Origin of the sequence: Meiothermus sp., assembly GCF_025056915.1 — a bacterium.
Classification (GTDB): Bacteria; Deinococcota; Deinococci; order Deinococcales; family Thermaceae; genus Meiothermus.
The window spans coordinates 1-17,009 of the sequence record NZ_JANWVH010000006.1; the positions used below are offsets into that span (position 1 = coordinate 1).

17 protein-coding genes are annotated in these 17,009 nt (G+C 64.3%); 8 read left to right on the forward strand and 9 right to left on the reverse strand.

The features are described 5' to 3' along the window. Positions 1 to 141: 141 nt before the first annotated feature. From NZN28_RS01860 to tsaB, 6 genes are all read right to left on the reverse strand, one after another. Positions 142 to 405 (reverse strand): DUF1871 domain-containing protein, encoded by a 264-nt coding sequence (locus NZN28_RS01860; RefSeq protein ID WP_295395070.1) that lies wholly within the window; start codon positions 403 to 405, stop codon positions 142 to 144. Between the two features lie 52 nt (positions 406 to 457). Beyond that, on the reverse strand, positions 458 to 1,135 hold the full coding sequence (locus NZN28_RS01865; protein ID WP_295395071.1) for a hypothetical protein: 678 nt from the start codon (positions 1,133 to 1,135) through the stop codon (positions 458 to 460). A 52-nt stretch (positions 1,136 to 1,187) separates the two neighbouring features. Next, positions 1,188 to 1,544, reverse strand: coding sequence for a VOC family protein (locus NZN28_RS01870; protein WP_295395120.1), 357 nt, complete (start codon positions 1,542 to 1,544; stop codon positions 1,188 to 1,190). A gap of 24 nt (positions 1,545 to 1,568) precedes the next feature. Next, on the reverse strand, positions 1,569 to 3,179 hold the full coding sequence (rpoD, locus tag NZN28_RS01875) for an RNA polymerase sigma factor RpoD (RefSeq protein WP_295395072.1): 1,611 nt from the start codon (positions 3,177 to 3,179) through the stop codon (positions 1,569 to 1,571). Positions 3,180 to 3,865: 686 nt separating this feature from the next. Next, a complete protein-coding gene (locus tag NZN28_RS01880; RefSeq protein ID WP_295395073.1) occupies positions 3,866 to 4,966 on the reverse strand; it encodes a methyltransferase in 1,101 nt (366 codons plus the stop codon). After that, on the reverse strand, positions 4,963 to 5,493 hold the full coding sequence (gene tsaB / locus NZN28_RS01885) for a tRNA (adenosine(37)-N6)-threonylcarbamoyltransferase complex dimerization subunit type 1 TsaB (RefSeq protein ID WP_295395074.1): 531 nt from the start codon (positions 5,491 to 5,493) through the stop codon (positions 4,963 to 4,965). The genes NZN28_RS01880 and tsaB overlap by 4 nt, the downstream gene beginning before the upstream one ends. Before the next feature lie 200 nt (positions 5,494 to 5,693). On the opposite strand from tsaB, the gene proC reads away from it, so the two are divergent. The 4 genes from proC to bcp all read left to right on the forward strand — a co-directional run bounded on the left by proC (position 5,694) and on the right by bcp (position 8,468). Next, a complete protein-coding gene (proC, locus tag NZN28_RS01890; protein WP_295395075.1) occupies positions 5,694 to 6,476 on the forward strand; it encodes a pyrroline-5-carboxylate reductase in 783 nt (260 codons plus the stop codon). Positions 6,477 to 6,611: 135 nt separating this feature from the next. Further along, the gene (locus NZN28_RS01895) at positions 6,612 to 7,163 is read left to right on the forward strand and encodes a hypothetical protein (RefSeq protein WP_295395076.1); all 552 of its coding nucleotides are present in this window, start codon (positions 6,612 to 6,614) and stop codon (positions 7,161 to 7,163) included. Positions 7,164 to 7,166: 3 nt separating this feature from the next. Continuing rightward, positions 7,167 to 7,655, forward strand: a complete 489-nt coding sequence (locus NZN28_RS01900) for an adenosine-specific kinase (RefSeq protein ID WP_295395077.1) — start codon at positions 7,167 to 7,169, stop codon at positions 7,653 to 7,655. A 336-nt stretch (positions 7,656 to 7,991) separates the two neighbouring features. Next, positions 7,992 to 8,468, forward strand: coding sequence for a thioredoxin-dependent thiol peroxidase (bcp, locus tag NZN28_RS01905; protein WP_295395078.1), 477 nt, complete (start codon positions 7,992 to 7,994; stop codon positions 8,466 to 8,468). A gap of 237 nt (positions 8,469 to 8,705) precedes the next feature. Here the strand turns inward: bcp and NZN28_RS01910 are convergent, their stop codons facing one another. Genes NZN28_RS01910 through NZN28_RS01920 form a run of 3 tightly spaced genes read right to left on the reverse strand, consistent with a single transcriptional unit; the run spans position 8,706 to position 11,764 of the window. Continuing rightward, positions 8,706 to 9,248 carry a LemA family protein gene (locus NZN28_RS01910; protein WP_295395079.1) on the reverse strand — a complete coding sequence of 181 codons (543 nt, stop codon included), beginning with the start codon at positions 9,246 to 9,248 and terminating at the stop codon, positions 8,706 to 8,708. Between the two features lie 23 nt (positions 9,249 to 9,271). Beyond that, positions 9,272 to 11,167 (reverse strand): DUF2207 domain-containing protein, encoded by a 1,896-nt coding sequence (locus NZN28_RS01915; protein WP_295395080.1) that lies wholly within the window; start codon positions 11,165 to 11,167, stop codon positions 9,272 to 9,274. A gap of 36 nt (positions 11,168 to 11,203) precedes the next feature. After that, entirely contained in the window at positions 11,204 to 11,764 is a 561-nt protein-coding gene (locus NZN28_RS01920; RefSeq protein ID WP_295395081.1) for an HD domain-containing protein, read from the reverse strand. A 441-nt stretch (positions 11,765 to 12,205) separates the two neighbouring features. On the opposite strand from NZN28_RS01920, the gene ispF reads away from it, so the two are divergent. From ispF to NZN28_RS01940, 4 genes are all read left to right on the forward strand, one after another. Then, positions 12,206 to 12,718: a 2-C-methyl-D-erythritol 2,4-cyclodiphosphate synthase gene (ispF, locus tag NZN28_RS01925; RefSeq protein WP_295395082.1), complete on the forward strand. Its 513-nt coding sequence runs from the start codon at positions 12,206 to 12,208 to the stop codon at positions 12,716 to 12,718. 48 nt (positions 12,719 to 12,766) lie between these two features. Next, positions 12,767 to 13,390, forward strand: coding sequence for a TRIC cation channel family protein (locus NZN28_RS01930; RefSeq protein ID WP_295395083.1), 624 nt, complete (start codon positions 12,767 to 12,769; stop codon positions 13,388 to 13,390). Between the two features lie 60 nt (positions 13,391 to 13,450). Continuing rightward, a complete protein-coding gene (locus tag NZN28_RS01935; RefSeq protein WP_295395084.1) occupies positions 13,451 to 15,772 on the forward strand; it encodes a right-handed parallel beta-helix repeat-containing protein in 2,322 nt (773 codons plus the stop codon). Positions 15,773 to 16,228: 456 nt separating this feature from the next. After that, entirely contained in the window at positions 16,229 to 16,708 is a 480-nt protein-coding gene (locus NZN28_RS01940; RefSeq protein ID WP_295395085.1) for a hypothetical protein, read from the forward strand. Positions 16,709 to 17,009 lie beyond the last annotated feature (301 nt).

The window sequence follows — 17,009 nt, forward strand, 5'->3', positions numbered from 1 at the left end:
GCCTGGAAACTCGAAAACATGCGTCTCGGCCCAGACGCAACGCAGACCAGCGTGCCTCACCTCGGTGAGGCCCGTCTCTTTGTCCCTTCTCGTTTTCGTGTGCGGCCACGGCGCGATAGGGCCTCATGCACCATGCAGCGCTCAGGAACTCGAGCGCACCAGCCTGAACAGGTCGCGGCCCAGGTCGGCGTAGTTGCGCACATGGCCGGCCTGGTTGCCGTAGGTCAGGTAGAGCACCCGGTGGATGGCCTCGGCGGCCTCCTCGGCGCTCTGGACAGCCGATAGTTTTTCCACGATTTCGGCCACCACCGGCCCATAAAGCGCCTCGAGGGGGGCTAACTCGCCCATGCCTAAAGGGTCGTAGATTTGCAGGTAGGTTTGAACTTGCGCGGCCAGGTCACCCATGCTTTTGTCTCCAGATCTCCGTACAAACGGTGAGAGGCGAACCTGGCCCGGTCTAGGGGGCAGGGGTGACCGTAAAAGGGGCGCTCTCCCCCAGGGCCAGGTTGAACTGGCCGGGCACGAGGGGGGGGTCGGTGCTGATGTTGCTGCTGGCGGCATAGACCTCCACCGCATAGGAATGGGCGGGGTTCAGGTTGAGGTTGCTAAAGCTGGTGCTCTGTGCCGCGATGAGGTTGCGGGCGACCACGGTGTTGGTGGTGCGGTTGACCAGGCGCACCAGATAGGCTGTGGCCCCACTGCTGGCCGTCCAGGAGGCCTGAACCGCCTTGGTGGTGGGGTTGCTGCCGATGCTGACCGTGGGCTGGGCCAGAACGGCGCTGGCATCCACGCTCACGCTGACCTGCACTGTTTGGCCGTCGAGGGTGGTTGAAAAGGTGTAGGTGCCGCTGGTGAGGGTTTTGGAGGCGTCCCACCCAAACTCCCACCAGACCCCCGAGGGTGTCCGGGCCGAAGCGCTTTGCAGGGTGAGGGTCTCGTTGTAGCCGCCCGGGCCGCTCACGCTCACATTAATGCTGTTGGGCTGCTGCTGGGGCCTGAGCACCAGGATGTAGGCCCGACCGGTGGTGGCGGCCTTGTAGGTACCGATGGAAGCCTGAAGTTTGGCCTGGGGAGCGCTCGAGCACCCACTCAAAAGGGCCAGCGCTGCGATTCCGGCAAGCAGATAGCGTTTCACACATCACCTCGAGGCCCAAGCCTAAACCACGAGTATGAGAAACCTGCCAACCTCAGGGCTGGTGGTACTTGAACACCTTTATGGCGCAGCCGTTGGGGTCGCGCAGGATGAAGCCGTAAGGGCCCTGCTGCTGGCGGTAGGTCTCGCGCAGGTCGTGCTCGATGGGGAGCCGGGCCGAGAGCCGTTCGTACCAGGCATCCACCTGGGCAAAGTCTTCGAGCAGGGGGCCCAGGTAGGTCAGAGTACCGGGGTCGGGGGGCGAGGTGGTTCGGTCAAAGCGCAGGACAAAGCCATCGGGGACGTTAACCCACACCGCGCCGCCCGCACCGTCGTGGCGTACCCTGGGGAGCCCCAGGGTTTCTTGGTAGTAGTCTCGGGTGGCCTCGAGCCGTCTGGGCTTCAGGGCGATCTGCTGGAGTCGTGGCCTGAGGCTTCAGTCCAGGAAGTCCCGCAGCTTGCGGGTGCGGCTCTCGTGGTACTTGAGCTTGCGCAGGGCCTTGTTTTCGATCTGGCGGATGCGCTCGCGGGTCACCCCGAAGTAGGCCCCCACCTCTTCCAATGTGTGCTCGCGCCCGTCGATCAGGCCCTTGCGCAGCTTCAAGACCATGGCCTCGCGCTCGGAGAGCTTGCCCAGGGCCTTTTCCAGCTCCTCCGAGAGCATGCTCTGGGCGGCGGAGTCCACCGGCGAGGCCATGTGCTCGTCGGGGATGAAGTCGCCGTAGAAGCTGTCCTTCTCGTCGCCGATGGGGGTCTCCAGGCTTACCGGCTCCTGGGCAATCTTGAAGGTTTCCTCCACCTTCTTGGCGTCCCAGCCGGGGCCCATGGCCTCGGCGATCTCCTCGTAGGCCGGTTCGCGGCCCAGCTCCTGCTGCATCTGGCGGGCGGTGCGGGTCAGCTTGTTGATGGTCTCGACCATGTGCACCGGGATGCGGATGGTGCGGGCCTGGTCGGCGATGGCCCGGTTGATGGCCTGGCGAATCCACCACGTAGCGTAGGTGGAGAACTTGTAGCGGCGCTTGTACTCGAACTTCTCCACCGCCCGAATGAGGCCCTGGTTGCCCTCCTGGATCAGGTCGAGGAAGGAAAGCCCCCGGCCGGTGTACTTCTTGGCGATGGAGACCACCAACCGCAGGTTGGCCTCGATTAGGTGCTGGCGGCAAATTTCGCCATCCCGCGCGATGTGCAGGTGACGCTTGACCTCGCGGGGCAAGGCCCGCAGCCGACCATCTACGGCCTGCACCGTGTCGGGGTCAATGCGCAGCTCGGTGCCGGGGATGTTGGCGATGCGGCTGCTGCCCTGCACCTGGCTGCGCAGCACATGGCGGATCAGCTCGGCGTCCAGCCCGGTCTCTTCGGCCAGCCGCTGGGCTGCGGCCACCCCCTCCTCGACGCGGCGGGCCAGGTCGATCTCCTCCTCCAGCGTCAGCAGGGGCACCTGTCCGATCTCGTGCAGGTACTGCCGCACCGGATCGGAGGTGGAGATGCGCGGCAGCGGCAGGTCTTCTTCAAGCTCCTCCTCGACCTCCTCCACCGGCAGGGTGCCGAGCTCAAAGTCGGGCTCGAGCATGTCGAGATCCTCGAGGTCGGCCTCCAGCACGTCCTCGCTGATATCCTCCTCCACGAGCGCTACGGCGGCCAGCTTGCCGGCCTTGGGCGCAGGGGGCACCAGCGCGTCGAGGTCGGGGGCCTCGAGGTCGTCCACATCGGCGATCTCGAGGTCGGGGGCCTCGAGTTCATCGGCTTCCAGCACCAGGTCTTCTTCCGGCAGAACTTCGGCCTCCTTAACGGCGGTGGCGCTTTTGGACGCGGCTTTGGGCGCCGAAGCCTTGGGTTTGGGGGCTGCGGGCGTTCTGGCTGCAGGCGGCTTGGTGGTTGCCTTGGGCTCCGGTTTGGGAGCTTTTGGTTCGGGCCGGGCCTTCTTGTTCGCTTTGGCTGCAGATTCGCCTGGAGTGGGCTTGCGGGCCGTTTTGGTTTCGTTAGCGGCTTTGGGCTTGGCCGGGGCTTTTGCCGATTTGTTGGTGGATTTGGGTGACGCTTGCGGCATAGGCTTGGAAGACGTTTTGACGGCGGGTTTGGACTCGGAAACGGCGGTTGGTTTTGGCTTGTGTCCCGTAGTTTTGGCACCCTTGGCCCTGCTTTCGCCGGGTTGGGCGGTCTTCTGGGCAGGCCTGGGTTGGGCTTTGGCGGATTTGCTGGCGCTGGCCCCTGCGGTGGTGGGCTGGAGGGCAGGCTCGCTTCGAGCAACCGCTTTCTTGGGTTTTTGGGCCTTGGTGGGCGTATCGGCTTGGGGTTTGGTCGCCGTTTGGCTAGACGCTTTGGCTTTGTGGGTCACTTTCGCTTTGCTGCTCATGTTGGCCTTACGGGAGGACTTGGCAGGCGACTTGGGGGCAGTCTTGAGCGGGCGCTCGGATTGCTTGAGCGGTTGAGAGGCCCCTTTGCTCTGGGCGAGGGTCTCGCTGCGGGCCGCTTTGGTTTTTGCTACGGGGGTTGCAGGGGCAGGGGGATTCTTGGTGCCGGAGACTTTCGATTTGGTGGTTTTGAGGACATTTTTTCCCTCGGGTGTGCGGGGTGCGCTGTGTTCCGAAGGGGAACGCCCCGTGGGTGCACGGACGCCCGTCCGTCCCGAAGGGGATCGTCCCTTCGTGCTCGCAGCGGTCTTGCTCTTGCTCAAGCGGTTCACCTCCCAGTGAGGGGCCCAGGGCCTCCGGCGATGCCGGTACTGCAGCGGCTTCAATCCAACTTGTGGGCCAGCAGAACTTTGTGGCTATCCACGGCCAGGGTGCGCACGGTGGCAAAGCGGGCCTCGAGCAAGGGCTCGTAGGGGAGGAAACGGTTTGCCACAAGATAAAACTTCCCGCCCCTCTCCAGGCGGGCGTAGGCGGCTTCCACAAATGCAATGGCGGTTTCTAGCACGACAAGGCCCCCCACGTGAAACGGGGGGTTGGACACTATGGTATTGAAAGTTTGCCCCGGTGTCAAGGCCTCGTCCACATCGGAATGCAGCACGGTGGCCTCTTGACCCAAGTTGTGCCGGGCCGATAGCACACTGGGCCAGTCGTCCTCGAGGAGGGTCAGGCTCCGAGCCCGGCCCACCAGGGGGCGGCTCAGGGCGCCATACCCCCCGCCGATGTCCAGGACGTGGCCCGGCTGGTCGGGCAGCGCCCGCAGCAACATGGCGCTGCCTTGGTCAAGGTGCCCACCGGAAAAAACCCCGGGTAAACAGGCAAAATGCAGGGTCTGGCCCTGAACCTCGCAGGTGAAGGACTGCCAGGGGGCGGGTCGTTCGGGGGCAGGTTTCTCTTTTTCCAGCACCGCCACCCGCAAAGCGCCCTCGCGCCTGACCAGCTGGCCATAGCCCAGCAACTCCTGGGCCAGCCTGAAATAGCGCTCGAAGCCCTTGTCCTTGCTGCCAGCTATCCAAAGCCGCCCCCCGCTCCGCAGGGCTTGGGCCGCTCCCAGCAACGATAATTCCACGTACCGTGTCCCCCGGTTGGCGGGCAGAACCAGGGCAACCAGGTCGGTTGAGGCAGGCTCGGTTTCCCAGGGCAGTCCCCGTGTGAGCCTGATGGAATCGCCAAAACTGGCTGTCAGGCAGCGCAGGGCCGCCCTCGAGGTCTCGATGGCTTGCGTCACAAGCCCAGACTGGCGCAGGGCATGGGTGACCAGGCCGATGCCCGGGTTGAGGTCGAGGGCGGTTTCACCCCAGGGCTCCAGGCAGCGCGCCAGCAGCTCGTAGGCGGGATCGGCCAGCCCCCGTGCCCCCGGTTTGACGTAGAGGTGCCCTCCGGGGACGGGGGTTTTGTGCAGGGTGTGGTACGCCTCGAGGGTCATAAGTACAGAGGCTCAACCAGAATGCGCCCGGCCTGAAAGGCTTTGATGCCGAGGTGGGCCAGAGCCCTGCCCGAGGGGGGTTGATCGAGAACCAGCAGCCCGGTGGGTTGCAAGACGTCCAGTCGGCTGCGATGGGGGGCTTGGAGGGTTTCTGACCTGGTTTCTTCAATTTGGTAGCTGGCGGTGTAGCAAAGCCCGTTGCGGGTGGTCTGGGCTACCGTGACCGCTCCCCGGTAGCGCAGGGCGGTGGCTTCCAGGGTATCTACCCCGGTGACCGGAACCCCCAGGCCTCGAGCCAGCCCCAACCCCGCCGCAATGCCCACCCGCAGCCCGGTATAGGAGCCCGGCCCCCGCCCCACGGCGATTCCGTCCAGGTCAGGCAGCCCAATGCCGGCCTGGTGCAGGAAAGCCTCGAGTTCCCCCCACAGCACCTCGGCGTGGCGGCGCCCCAGGCGAACGGCCCGCTCGGCATGGGGTAGGCCCAAAACCAAATAAGGCGTGGCGGTGTCGAGTGCAAGCACCAGCACCAGAGGAGTATAGCAGTGAGGGAAGCCAGAAGCCCGCTCTTTGGCATAGGATGCCAGCAAGGCCCTTGCCTGGCCCTACCGCATTGGCCAGTGTGCATCCTCCGCAGGGCCGGTGTTGCCCTGGGTTAGGAAGAGGAAGCGGCCCGGCCAGCAGCATGAAACCTAGCCCCCGCTGCTCGCTTGCTGCTAGACTTGGGGCCATGAAATTGGCGATTGTGGGAGTGGGCAAGATGGGTAAAAGCATTCTGGAGGGCCTGTTGCGGGCGGAGATGCTCGAGCCCAGCGAGATTGGGATTCTGGATACCCCCGAGCGTGCCCAGGAAGTAGCCCGCGAGACCGGTGTCAGCCCTTTGCGCCTGGAAGACCTGCGGCGCTGCGAGCGCATATTGCTGAGCGTACAGCCCAAAGACCTTGCGGCCCTGGCCCCGCAGGTGGCCCATCCCAACATTGGCTATATCTCCATTATGGCCGGGGTTTCCACCGCAGTGCTTTCGCGTCGGCTGGGCACCCGGCGGGTGGTGCGGTGTATGCCCAACCTGGCGGCCACCATCGGTAAAAGCTCCACCGCCATTACCGGCCCCCGCGAAGCCGAAGAAGCCGGAGATCTGGAGTTCACGCGAAACCTGTTTGCCACCGTGGGCGATGTCTACGACCTGCCCGAGCGCCTGTTCGATGCCTTTACCGGTATGTCGGCCTCGGCTCCGGCCTATGTGGCGGTGGTGGCGGAAGCCCTGGCCGATGGGGGGGTCAAGCTGGGCATTCCACGGTCTCAGGCGCTGCGCCTTGCCGCCGATGTCCTGATTGCCACCGGCGAACTCCTGCGAAAGAAGCACCCGGCGGTGCTGAAGGACGAGGTCAGCAGCCCGGGCGGCACCACCATTCACGGTCTGGCGGCCCTCGAGGCCCGGGCAGTCCGGGCGGCCCTGATTGAGGCGGTGGAAGCCGCGACCCTGCGCGGGCACGAACTGGGAAAGGAAGAGTAGCGCCCCGTCCTCGGTTTGCAATGGCAACTCACCCGAGCGTCGCTCAGCCGAAAGAACCACCGCGACCCCGAATGGGGCCTGGGTTCGGGCCGAATGCACGTTAACTTTCCCCAGCGGGGCGTAGCATGAATAAGGATGAAGCGCTTCTTGACTTTTGCATGGCTGCTGCTGGGGGTGCTGGCGGCGCCTACCGCCTACTACCCCAATGGCATTGGCTACTCCTGGACCTATTCCTCCGGCATGGAGCAGGTGTTTACGCGGGAGCAAAACGGCATGCTGGTGTTCGAGCGACGGCTCGCCAATCAGCCGGTCAGCGCCGACCTGCTGCGCTACACCCCGGACAAAGGGGTGCTTCTGGAGGGTTTGATTGTGGGGCAGGCGGTGCAGCGCTACAACCCCCCTCTGCAACTGTATCCAGCTCCCCCATTGGTGCTGGGGCAGGAGTGGGGTGGGCGCAGCAATTTCGGCGGCCAGAGTGTGGCCCTGCTGGGCAAGGTCTTGCGCATCGAGGGGGTCAATGTTCCGGCGGGCCGCTTCAACGCCTACGTGATTCGCACCTCCACCGTCACCAGCGGCGGTGGCAGTCAGGTGATGGAGATATTTTTTGTTCCTGGGGTGGGCATCGTCCGCTACGCCACCCCGGATGGTGGAACCATTGACCTGGTGAAGTTCAGTGTGCCTAAATAGGGCATGGAACTTCAAGTTGTACGGATTGAGAACCCGGACAATCTGAACGTTATTCTGGGTCAGAGCCACTTCATCAAGACGGTCGAGGACCTGCACGAAGCCCTGGTGACGGCGGTGCCAGGCATCCAGTTTGGGCTGGCTTTTTGCGAGGCCTCCGGCAAGCGCCTGATCCGCAAGAGTGGCACTTCGGCGGAGCTGGTCGAGCTGGCCGCGCGCAACGCCCAGGCCATCGGGGCGGGCCATTCTTTCTTGATTGTGCTGGGCGAGGGTTTCTTCCCCATCAATGTGCTCCATGCGGTGAGGGCCACCCCCGAAGTGGTGCGGATTTTTGCCGCCACAGCCAACCCGCTCTCGGTGATTGTGGCCGAACAAGACGACCAGCGCGGCATCCTGGGGGTTCTGGATGGATATAAGCCGCTCGGGGTCGAGACCGAGGAAGATGTCCAGTGGCGCAAGGACATTTTGCGCCGGTTCGGTTACAAGCTTGGCTAGCCCGACTCGATGCCAGCCAATCCCCTCACCCGCGGCAACCCACGCTGCACTTGTCGTTTTGGGATGGCGTATGCGGAGCAGGCGGAAGGGTTTTTGCAGTCAAATCCAGGTTGCAGCCCCCATCCGCGGCGATGCGCCATTGCCACCACCCATGACGCAAACACCCTGTGGTGAATCTATGGGGCGCCCCTAAGGTAGGGGAGAGTAAGGGGAGTTGCTGCCTTCTCGCGCAGGGGGTAGGGTACGAACTGACTTTGTGCAGTTGACCTGAACAGCGGGGGCTTGAAGCGCAGGCAACACTGGGGGCTATGGGGGTTGGGTTATGATTCACTTGCTATGCCGAACGTTGGCGACCCTGCACCAAACTTTAGCTTGCCCGACCAGGAAGGAAACACGCATACGCTATCGAACTACCGGGGGCGGTGGGTGGTGCTTTATTTCTACCCCAAAGACGACACCCCAGGCTGCACCAAGGAAGCCTGCAACTTCCGTGACGAAAAAGGTCGCCTGGAAGAGCTGGGGGCGGTGGTGTTCGGGGTGTCTGCCGACCCTGTGGAAAGCCACCGGAAGTTTCATGGCAAGTACGGCCTCAACTTTCCGCTGCTCTCCGACCCCGACCAAAAGACGATTCGCGCCTATGGAGCCTGGGGCCTCAAGCGCTTCATGGGCAAGGAATACGAAGGTGTCCTGCGGCAAACCTTCCTGATAGACCCCGAGGGCCGCGTTGCGAAAATATGGGAGACAGTCAGGCCCGACGAGCACGCCCTCGAGGTGGCCGATGCCCTGGTTGAGCTAAAAAAGCAAGCGGTTTGAGGCCTGGCCAAGAGCTTGTGCAACCCTGGAAAAACCGGGCCTAAAGCGGGAGGGCGGCCCCATCGCACCCTTCACATTCGCGACCGCCCGTGAAAACGGGCATGTGTCTGGGCCTGGACGCATGTTGCGCTCTCAAGTGTGGGCCAGACCCAGGCCTGGGTTGCGGGTTCCTGGCGCCGCTGTTCCTCGGCTTTCTCGAATGCGAACGATCCTAAATATGTGCAGAGCGCTCAAGCTCTAAAAATTCACGCTGGGCACCTGGCGGGTGGCTTCGTCGGTCTCGAAGAAGGGCTTGGGCCGCTTCCCGAGCGGCTGGGCCACGAACATGCCAGGGATGGTGGTGACGGTGTTGTTGTAGTCCAGCACGGTGTCGTTGAAGAACTGCCGGGAGTAGGCGATTTTGTTCTCGGTTTCCTCGAGCTGCTCCTGCAACTCGCGGAAGTTGGCGTCGGCCTTGAGCGCGGGGTAGGCCTCGGCGATGGCGAACACGCTGCGCAAGGCCTGGGTGAGCTGGTTGGAGGCCGCCGACTTTTCCTCGATGCTGCCCGCAGCGAGCATGCGTTCGCGGGCCTGGGTCACGCGGTCGAACACCCCGGTCTCGTGGGCGGCGTAGCCCTTGACGGCGTTGACCAGGTTGGGGATTAAGTCGTTGCGCCGCTTGAGCTGCACGTCTACCTGGGAAAGTGCGTTGTTAACACGATTTTCCAGGGTGATGATGCGGTTGTAGTAGAAGATGAAAAGAGCGACCACCAGCAGAACCAGAATCAACAAAATCTCCATGCTTCATGCCTCCTTGTGTCCCATTATCGGGCCCCGCTGGAACCGCCGCCACCGGAAGAGCCCCCGCTCGAGCTTCCCCCAAAGCCCCCGCCAGCGCCACCGGAAGAAGGTTTGAGGGCCCGCTCGAGGCTCTCCAGGTTGCGGGTGATCTGCTCGAGGCCCCCGGTCATACGGCTGATTTGCTCCAGCATGTCGTGGCTCGAAGCCACCTGGGCCGCCTGGCCGGGCGAGCCAGGAATCCAGCGCGGCGCGGTCATCACCTCGGGCCGCCGCCGGGCAATCTGCCTCAAATTCCGCAGGTAACGCTCGGCCACCCCCAGAGCAGCGGCATAGACAAAGTGATAGTCCCACATTTTGAAGTGTTCCGGGGGCGCCGATTCCATCTGTGAAAAATCGGCCAGGAAGTTGCGATAAGCCCGCCAGCGCCGGGCGTTGAGCAGTTTGTCCGGCATCCAGCGGGTCAGCACGTTGAAGGCCAGCAAACCCATTACCAGCAGGCCGATGCCCGAGAGTACCCCGCTGCCCATGAGAACCCCGACCCAGAGGGGTTCGCCCAGCCGATCCAGCAAAATGGGGCCCAGGGTCAGCGAGAGCAGCAAGAATAAAAAGCCCAGCCCCACCGACCACCCGCCCCAGCGCACCGCGGCCCGCCCACTGTTTTCGTCCAGCAGCTTTCCGTGCGCCGCCTCGTAGATGGCCCTCGGGCGGCGGCTCAGGCTGGTCAGCAGACTCGGGTGCTGCTGGAAGTACTTCTTGAGTGCGTCGGGCCGCACCACCCCTTCCTGCCCGGCAACGGCCCGCAGCAGGTTCCAGACCTCGATTTCCAGGCCGGTGGCATCTTCTGGCAGGGCCACCAGTTTGAAATGGGTCTCGGTTCCGCCAAAGAGCCCCAGCGGGCCTGTGTTCTCGTGACGGATAAGCTCCACCGAGCCCCGCCGGGCGAAATCGAGCAGGGTGGCCGAAATCATCCGGCCCAGCATCTCGGGGCCGGGGTCGGTCTGGGTCATCACATAGGGCACCATTCCGGGCGGGATTGGCTCGGCGGGTTCGCGGTAGTAGCGGCCCACCTCTTCGGTGCGGGGTTCCCGGCCATAGCGCTGGTAGGCCTGGGTGAAGAGCGCAGCCAGCACCAGGAATAGCCCCAGCGGCCCAGCGGCCAGCCCCCAGGCCCAGCCGGGCACCTGCTGGTTTTCAATGAGCCTGCGGGCGCGCTCGCGGAAGGCCCGGGTTTCGGCCTCGGTCTCCTTGAGCCACTGCTCGAAGCGGGGCTCGTTCAGGCTGCGGAAGTTGAAAGCCCGGGCATCCAGAATAACCCGCGCCCGCACGAACTCGTCCTGGCTCACCGGGGCTAGCTGCACCGTGGCGACCCGTTTGGCCTGGTCGAACTCGAGCGTTCCTAAGCGCCCCCGCCCGGTGAATATGAAGACCCGGAACCGCTCCGGCACGGCCTGCGGGGCATGGATGCGCAAGAGGTAGCTATCCACCGCTGCATGAAAGGGTTCCAGCACCTGCCGGTCGAAAAGCGCCGCATCGCGGGCCACGGTGACCTCGCCGGTGAGGGTATAGCGGATTCGGAAGGTGCGGCTTTGGTTCTCGGCCAGCACCGGCAGGTTGCCCGAGGGGTCGGGGGGGCCGGCGGTCAGGCTGATGCGGTTGCCCTGCACCTCGTAGCGGATGGGTCGGCCATCGTCGAGGGCGCTGGCCTCTTCGAAGCGCACCTGCCCCCCTCGGCGGGGGTCAATCTCCAGAAAAACCTCGCGAAAGGCCCCCTCGAAGCGCCAGGTGCGCACATCCACCACCCGCACCCGGCCATCGGCCTCCAGGTACACCTCCTGTTCGACCCGCTCGAGGGAGTAGCTCTTCGCCCAGGCCAGCCCCAGGAGGGCCAGCGCCCATAGCCACCCGCGCAGGAGGTTCACCCCATCAGCCTACCCTAGGTTGAACTGCGGCATGGTTCAGGCCAGCCCAAGCCGCTTTGCGTCCTGCTTCAGGGCCTCGAGCACGAAGGCCAGGTGCTCGTCGAGGTCCACCCCCAGCTCCTCGGCCCCCCGCACGATGCCCTCGCGGTTCACCCTGGCCGCAAAAGCCCGGTCTTTGAACTTCTTTTTCAGGCTGCTTAGCTCCAGGCTCAGAATGCTCCGGTCGGGCCGCACGTAGACTGCGGCTGTAATCAGGCCCACCAGCTCGTCTACTGCAAACAGGGCCTTGGCCATGCGGGTGGTGCGGGGGTGCTCGGGCACGTCGGCGTGGCCCAGGATGGCCTCGAGCACCTCCTCGGGGTAGCCCATCTCGCGGAGCATCTCCACGCCCTTGAAGGGGTGGGTTTCGGGGGCCTTTTCGTAGTCGAAGTCGTGCAAAATGGCGGTTATGGCCCATTTTTCCTCGGGCTCGCCAAACTTTCGAGCATAGGCTCGCATGGCAGTCTCCACCGCCATCATGTGCTTTTGCAGGCTTTCGGAGGGTGTCCAGCGCTTCATCAGGGCCAGTGCGTCTTCATAGACCATGTAGATTGCCATGGGCTCATTCTAAAAGGGGCCGGGGATGCAGGCGGGCTTGGGCCCCAAACTGCTGCCCCCCATACCCATCGCCGCTCCATTTGTCCTCGAGGCCAACCTTGCAGGGGTCTGGCTTCCAGCTCCCCTCATCGCGCAGGTCAAACCCGAGTGCTGGCCCTGCCCCTCATTGGCTTCGTCATGCGCCATGCCTCCACAAAATGGCCTTTTATGGTTGTTGCACAGGAGCGGGCCTGTGCCTGGTCAAGCCCAGCGGGGAATGGGCAGTACCCGCTTTCGGCGTACCCCAATCCTTTCAGCCCGGAAGTAGGGCGTGGGTTCCCCGGCGCCTGCTCCCGACCTCAGGTATGCAATGGGTCCGAGCAAGGGTCATGCAGGGCGCTCCGCTGGGGCAGCCGGTGGCCGACCTTTTGGCTTTGGAGGCAAAAAAGTTAGGATAGGGGCGTGGCAGATAGACCCACCCTTCCATCACCCCTGATCGGCTATGGCGAAGATTCGCACCGCCTCGCAGAAGGGCGCGAGCTCTGGCTGGGAGGGGTGCGCATCGAGAGCGAGCGCGGGGCGGTAGCGCACTCCGATGGCGACGTGATTTTACACGCCCTTTCAGACGCTCTGCTGTCGGCCTTTGCGCTGGGGGATATCGGCAGCTACTTTCCCGATAACGACCCCAAGTGGCGGGGCCTGGAAAGCCGGGTGATACTGGAGGTGGTGCTGCAAAAGGTCCGCGAGAGCGGCTACCGGCTTTTGCAGCTGGTGGCGGTGGTGACGCTGGACCGCCCCAGGCTGGGGCCGCACCGCGTGGAAATCCAGCAAAACCTGGCAGCCCTGACCGGACTGCCCGAGCGGAGGGTGGGCCTGACCTTCAAGACCTCCGAGGGGCTGGCTCCCGACCATGTCCAGTGCCGGGCGACGGTGGTGCTCGAGCCCCTCCCGGAAAAGCAGGGCGAAAAAGGCTGAGTCCCGCATCCGACAAGCCGGGCGAAGGTTCAAAACGGGTGACTTCCGATGCAGCACTGGCAATTGCTCGACCTGCTGGCCTGGATGGGCCTGCTGGCCTTTGGGGTCTCGGGGGCCCTGGTGGCCGTGCAAAAGCGCTTCGACCTGGTGGGCATCATTGTGCTGACCGGGGTGACCGCAATTGGGGGAGGGGCCATCCGGGACGTGCTGGTTGGCTCTTTACCGGCTGGGTCGCTGCGCAACGAGGCGGTGCTGTGGCTGGTTTTTCTGGTGGCGCTGGGGGTCTGGCGCTTTTACCGCCGCCTGGGCCGTTTGGAGCGCCCCATCTATTACTTCGACACCCTGGGCCTGGGGCTTTTTGCCGCGCTGGGCGCCGAGCGGGCCCTGGCCTTTGGACTGGGCTTCTGGGGGTGTGTGTTTGTGGGCACAGTTTCGGGCGTGGGGGGCGGGGTGCTGCGCGACGTGCTGGCGGGCGAGATTCCCGGAATCTTTTACCGCAACCGCGACCTCTATGCCTCGGCGGCGAGTGGCGGTGCGGCGGTGGTGTTTCTGATTTACACCTTTCTGCCGGCCTACTCGGCGCTGGCTGTGGTGCTGGGCGCGCTGGTGACCATCGGCCTGCGACTCTCGAGCCGCTGGTTGGGCCTGCGCCTGCCTGCGCCCCGAGATTAGGTTGTGGGCAGCGGGTTGGAACTTAACGGCCTGGTGGGCCACAGGTGGTAGATTGGGCAGGTGCGTGGCTTTTGGTGTAACGTCCTGTGGCTATTTTCCCTGGCCTGGGCCCAGTCCGGCCCGATTGCGGTGCCCCGGGGAGCCGACCTGGCCCGGGCCATTGCCGAGGCGCCGGCGGGGGCGGTGCTGCGCCTCGAGGCAGGTGAGTATCGTCTGGCGCGGGGCCTGGAGATTGGCAAGCCCCTGGTGCTCCAGGGCGAGGGGCGCGACAGAACCCGGATTCGCTCCGATGCAGCCAGCTTTGTCCTTTCGGTCAACGTGCGGGGCCGCTTCAGTGCGGTGGGCTTGAGCTTTGAACACTTTGGTTCGCGCGTGGCCAATGTGGTGGTGGTGGGCGGAGGCGAGGCCGTCTTCGAGAAGTGCCGCTTCCAGGGGGGGCGGCTGGAGCTCGAGTCGGGCCAGGGGGGCGACGGAATCTGGGTGCGCGGAAGCGCCCGGGTCACCTTGCGAAGCAGCGAGTTTTTGAACAACGAGCTGCACGGGGTGGATGTGAGCGAAGAGGCCCAGGTGGTGTTGCAGGGGAGTGTGGTGCGCGGGAACCGCGACGCCGGGGTAGCGTTTTACGACGAGGCCAGGGGCGAGGTGCGGGGCAACACCATCGAGCGCAACAACGCCCACGGCATCTACGTGACCGGGCAGGCCCGGCCCCTGATCGAGGGCAATACCCTGCGCTTCAACCGCCTGTGGGGTGTGTATGTAGAGGCCACGGCCAACCCAACCCTCAGGCAAAACACCTTTTCCGGCAACCGACGCGGGGCCTCGCAGTTTTTGGGCCAGCCCTTTACCCCAACGCCCAAACCGGGCGCCGACCTCGCCTCTATTTTGGCCCGGGCCCCCGAGGGAAGTACGGTGACGCTAGCTGCCGGGGAGTATGTGCTGCCCAGGGGCCTCGAGGTTGCCAACACCCTCAACCTGGTGGGGCAGGGACGCGAGCAGACCCGCCTGGTCTCTTCGGGCGGCGGGTTCGTGTTGCGTTACACGGGCCGGGGCAGGCTGAGCGTGCAAAACCTTTCCATCGTGTACCGGGGGCAGGCTGCTGCCGATGTGGTGCAGGTGCGGCGGGGGGAGCTCGAGCTGGTCAATGCAAGTGTTCGGGGGGGTCGCACCAGCCGCCAGGAGGCCGGGCTGGGGGTGGGCATCTTTGTTTCCGGCAACGCTCGGCTCACCCTGCGGGGCGCCCTGGTGAGCCAGAACCAGTTGCGCGGCATCGAGGCCGCCGGGGAGGCCCGGCTGTCGCTCGAGGGTGGGCTTATCGAGGCCAACGAAAGCGCGGGGCTATTGCTCTACGGACAAAGCCAGGGGACGCTGCACGAGGTTATCCTCCGGGCCAACCGGGGCAACGGCCTGGAAGCCGATGAGAACGCCCAGATTGTCGCCGAGAACCTTACCGCTCGGGAAAACCAGGGGCAGGGCCTCTGGCTTTCCGGACAGGCCCGTCTGGAGCTATCCAATAGCCTGCTCGAGGCCAACGCCGAGGCCGGTCTGCTGGCGCTGGGTCAGGCAACTGCCGACCTAAAAAACAACCTGATTCGCGCCAACCGAGGGGCCGGGCTGGTTTTTCGAGGCAAAACCAGCGGAACCCTCACGGGCAACACCGTGGAAGGACAGGGCCTCCAGGGCCTGGTGTTGATGGGGGAGAGCAATCTGCTGCTGGAAGACAATACCATTCGGGAGAATGGACGGGGTGGTCTGTGGTACCTCGAGCGTGCAGGGGGTGAGGCCCGCAAGAACCTGCTGGAAAAGAACCGCCCCTCCGGCGTTGTGGTCAGCCAGGAGGCCCGGCCAGTCCTGGGGGAAAACCGCCTTCTGGATCATCCCGAGCACGGGCTCGTCTACACCGACGAGGCCGCCGGGAGCGCTTGGGGCAACACCATCGAGCAGAGCGGCACGTACGGCATTGCCCTGCTCGGACGCAGCAAGCCCACCCTGGAGAAAAACACCGTGCGAAACAGCGGGATGGCGGGCCTGGCCTATCTGGAGCAGTCGTCGGGCAGCGCTCGGGCCAATACCCTCGAGGCCAACCAGACCCATGGAATCCTGGTGGATCAGCGAGCGACGCCCCTGCTCGAGGCCAACCAGGTTTTGCGGAATATCCTCTGCGGCATTGTGGTTCGTAGCCTGAGCGAAGCGGTGGTGCAGGGCAATACCCTGGCCGAGAATGGCCTGCACGGCCTCGAGGTGCAGGATCGGGCCAGGGTTCGGGTGGAGGCCAACCAGATTACCGCCAACAAAGGCGCGGCCATCCGGATTGCGCGGTATGCCGAAGTTGCGGTCGGCTCCAACGACCTTTCCGGCAACGCGGCAGAGGTTCAACGCGAATAGAGGCCTGTGGTGGCGGGCTGTTCCCTTGCCCTCCTGCCCTGGCTTTTATCGGCCTTCCCCCACCCTTTCCCTTTTGAGCGGAACGGGGCGTTACCCGCCCCGCTCTGGAACCGAGTCGCGTCCGATTTAACCCGATCACACAAAAGGTTTGCCGGGGGCTGCCATCTCAGTTGGGCCGCCTGCCAGGCTCGGCCTCGATAACGGCACAAGGCCGAACCCCATCCCCGGCTATCAAGCCGTCGTCAAAGAGGCGACAGCGGTGGGGCATTTGTGGTCGGAGAGACACCTTGCACCCGATTGAAGCGGTGGGTCGAAGCAGGGGTTAGGGCTCGGGGGTAGGCGTTGGGAACCCACACTTGCTCCTTGTGCGGGTATGGTTGTGCGGGCTTTTGTGTGACACAGTACTGTCATATCCGCCCGCACCGCGACTCGGCGATAACCCGAGGGAGCCTTATCATGAGCATCATGGAAGCGGCGATCCGCCCAAATCGTGTGACGCTTGAGGAGAGTCCGGAGTATTTTTGGGAGCGCTTTTCAGCCTATGCCCAGACCTGGCCGGTGAGCCCCGAACCGCTCGGGAGCCCGCTGCTCGAGGTGCTCACCCCGCTAGGCCCTCTATTTGCTTTTGACCGCACCCTGGTTCCTTTTTCAGGCAGCGAGACGCCCCTTATTGTGCATGGGCAGGTCGAGCACTGGGAGGCCACCCAAACCACCCCTGCCTTGCAGCATCTGGGTGGGGGGCGCTATCAGATGACGGGACGGGTGGAGGCCGTTTTGAACAAGGCTTTTTTTGTATTGCAGGTTCAGGGGCCCGGCAACGAAACCCCCTTGCAGGCGGTTCTGGCGGCTCCAAACCCCCCCGACCTTGGTAGCTGGGTTTCGGTACAACTGCGCGCCCCCCTGATGGTGTTTCGCCCCGATTCCTATTCGCGCTGATGCGGGGGCAAACAAGCCCTCCTGCTTCGCATGCGCGGAGCAGGGGCCTGACGTGACCCACGCTGAAGAAGGCGGCTGTTGCAGCGGCACGGCTCGGGCGGTGCGCGAAATTTGGCTGGAGTCCAGAACGCCCTTTCCACACTATGAGCCATTCGACCACCAGAAAGCTCTGTCCTGAACAAAACAGGGGCCACCTGAACATTCGAACACATGCGTCTCGGGCACTCTCGTGTTCGTGGGCAGCCACGTCTGTGAAGGGCGTGATGAGAGCCCTCGAGGTATTCCCTCGGATGACCTGGGC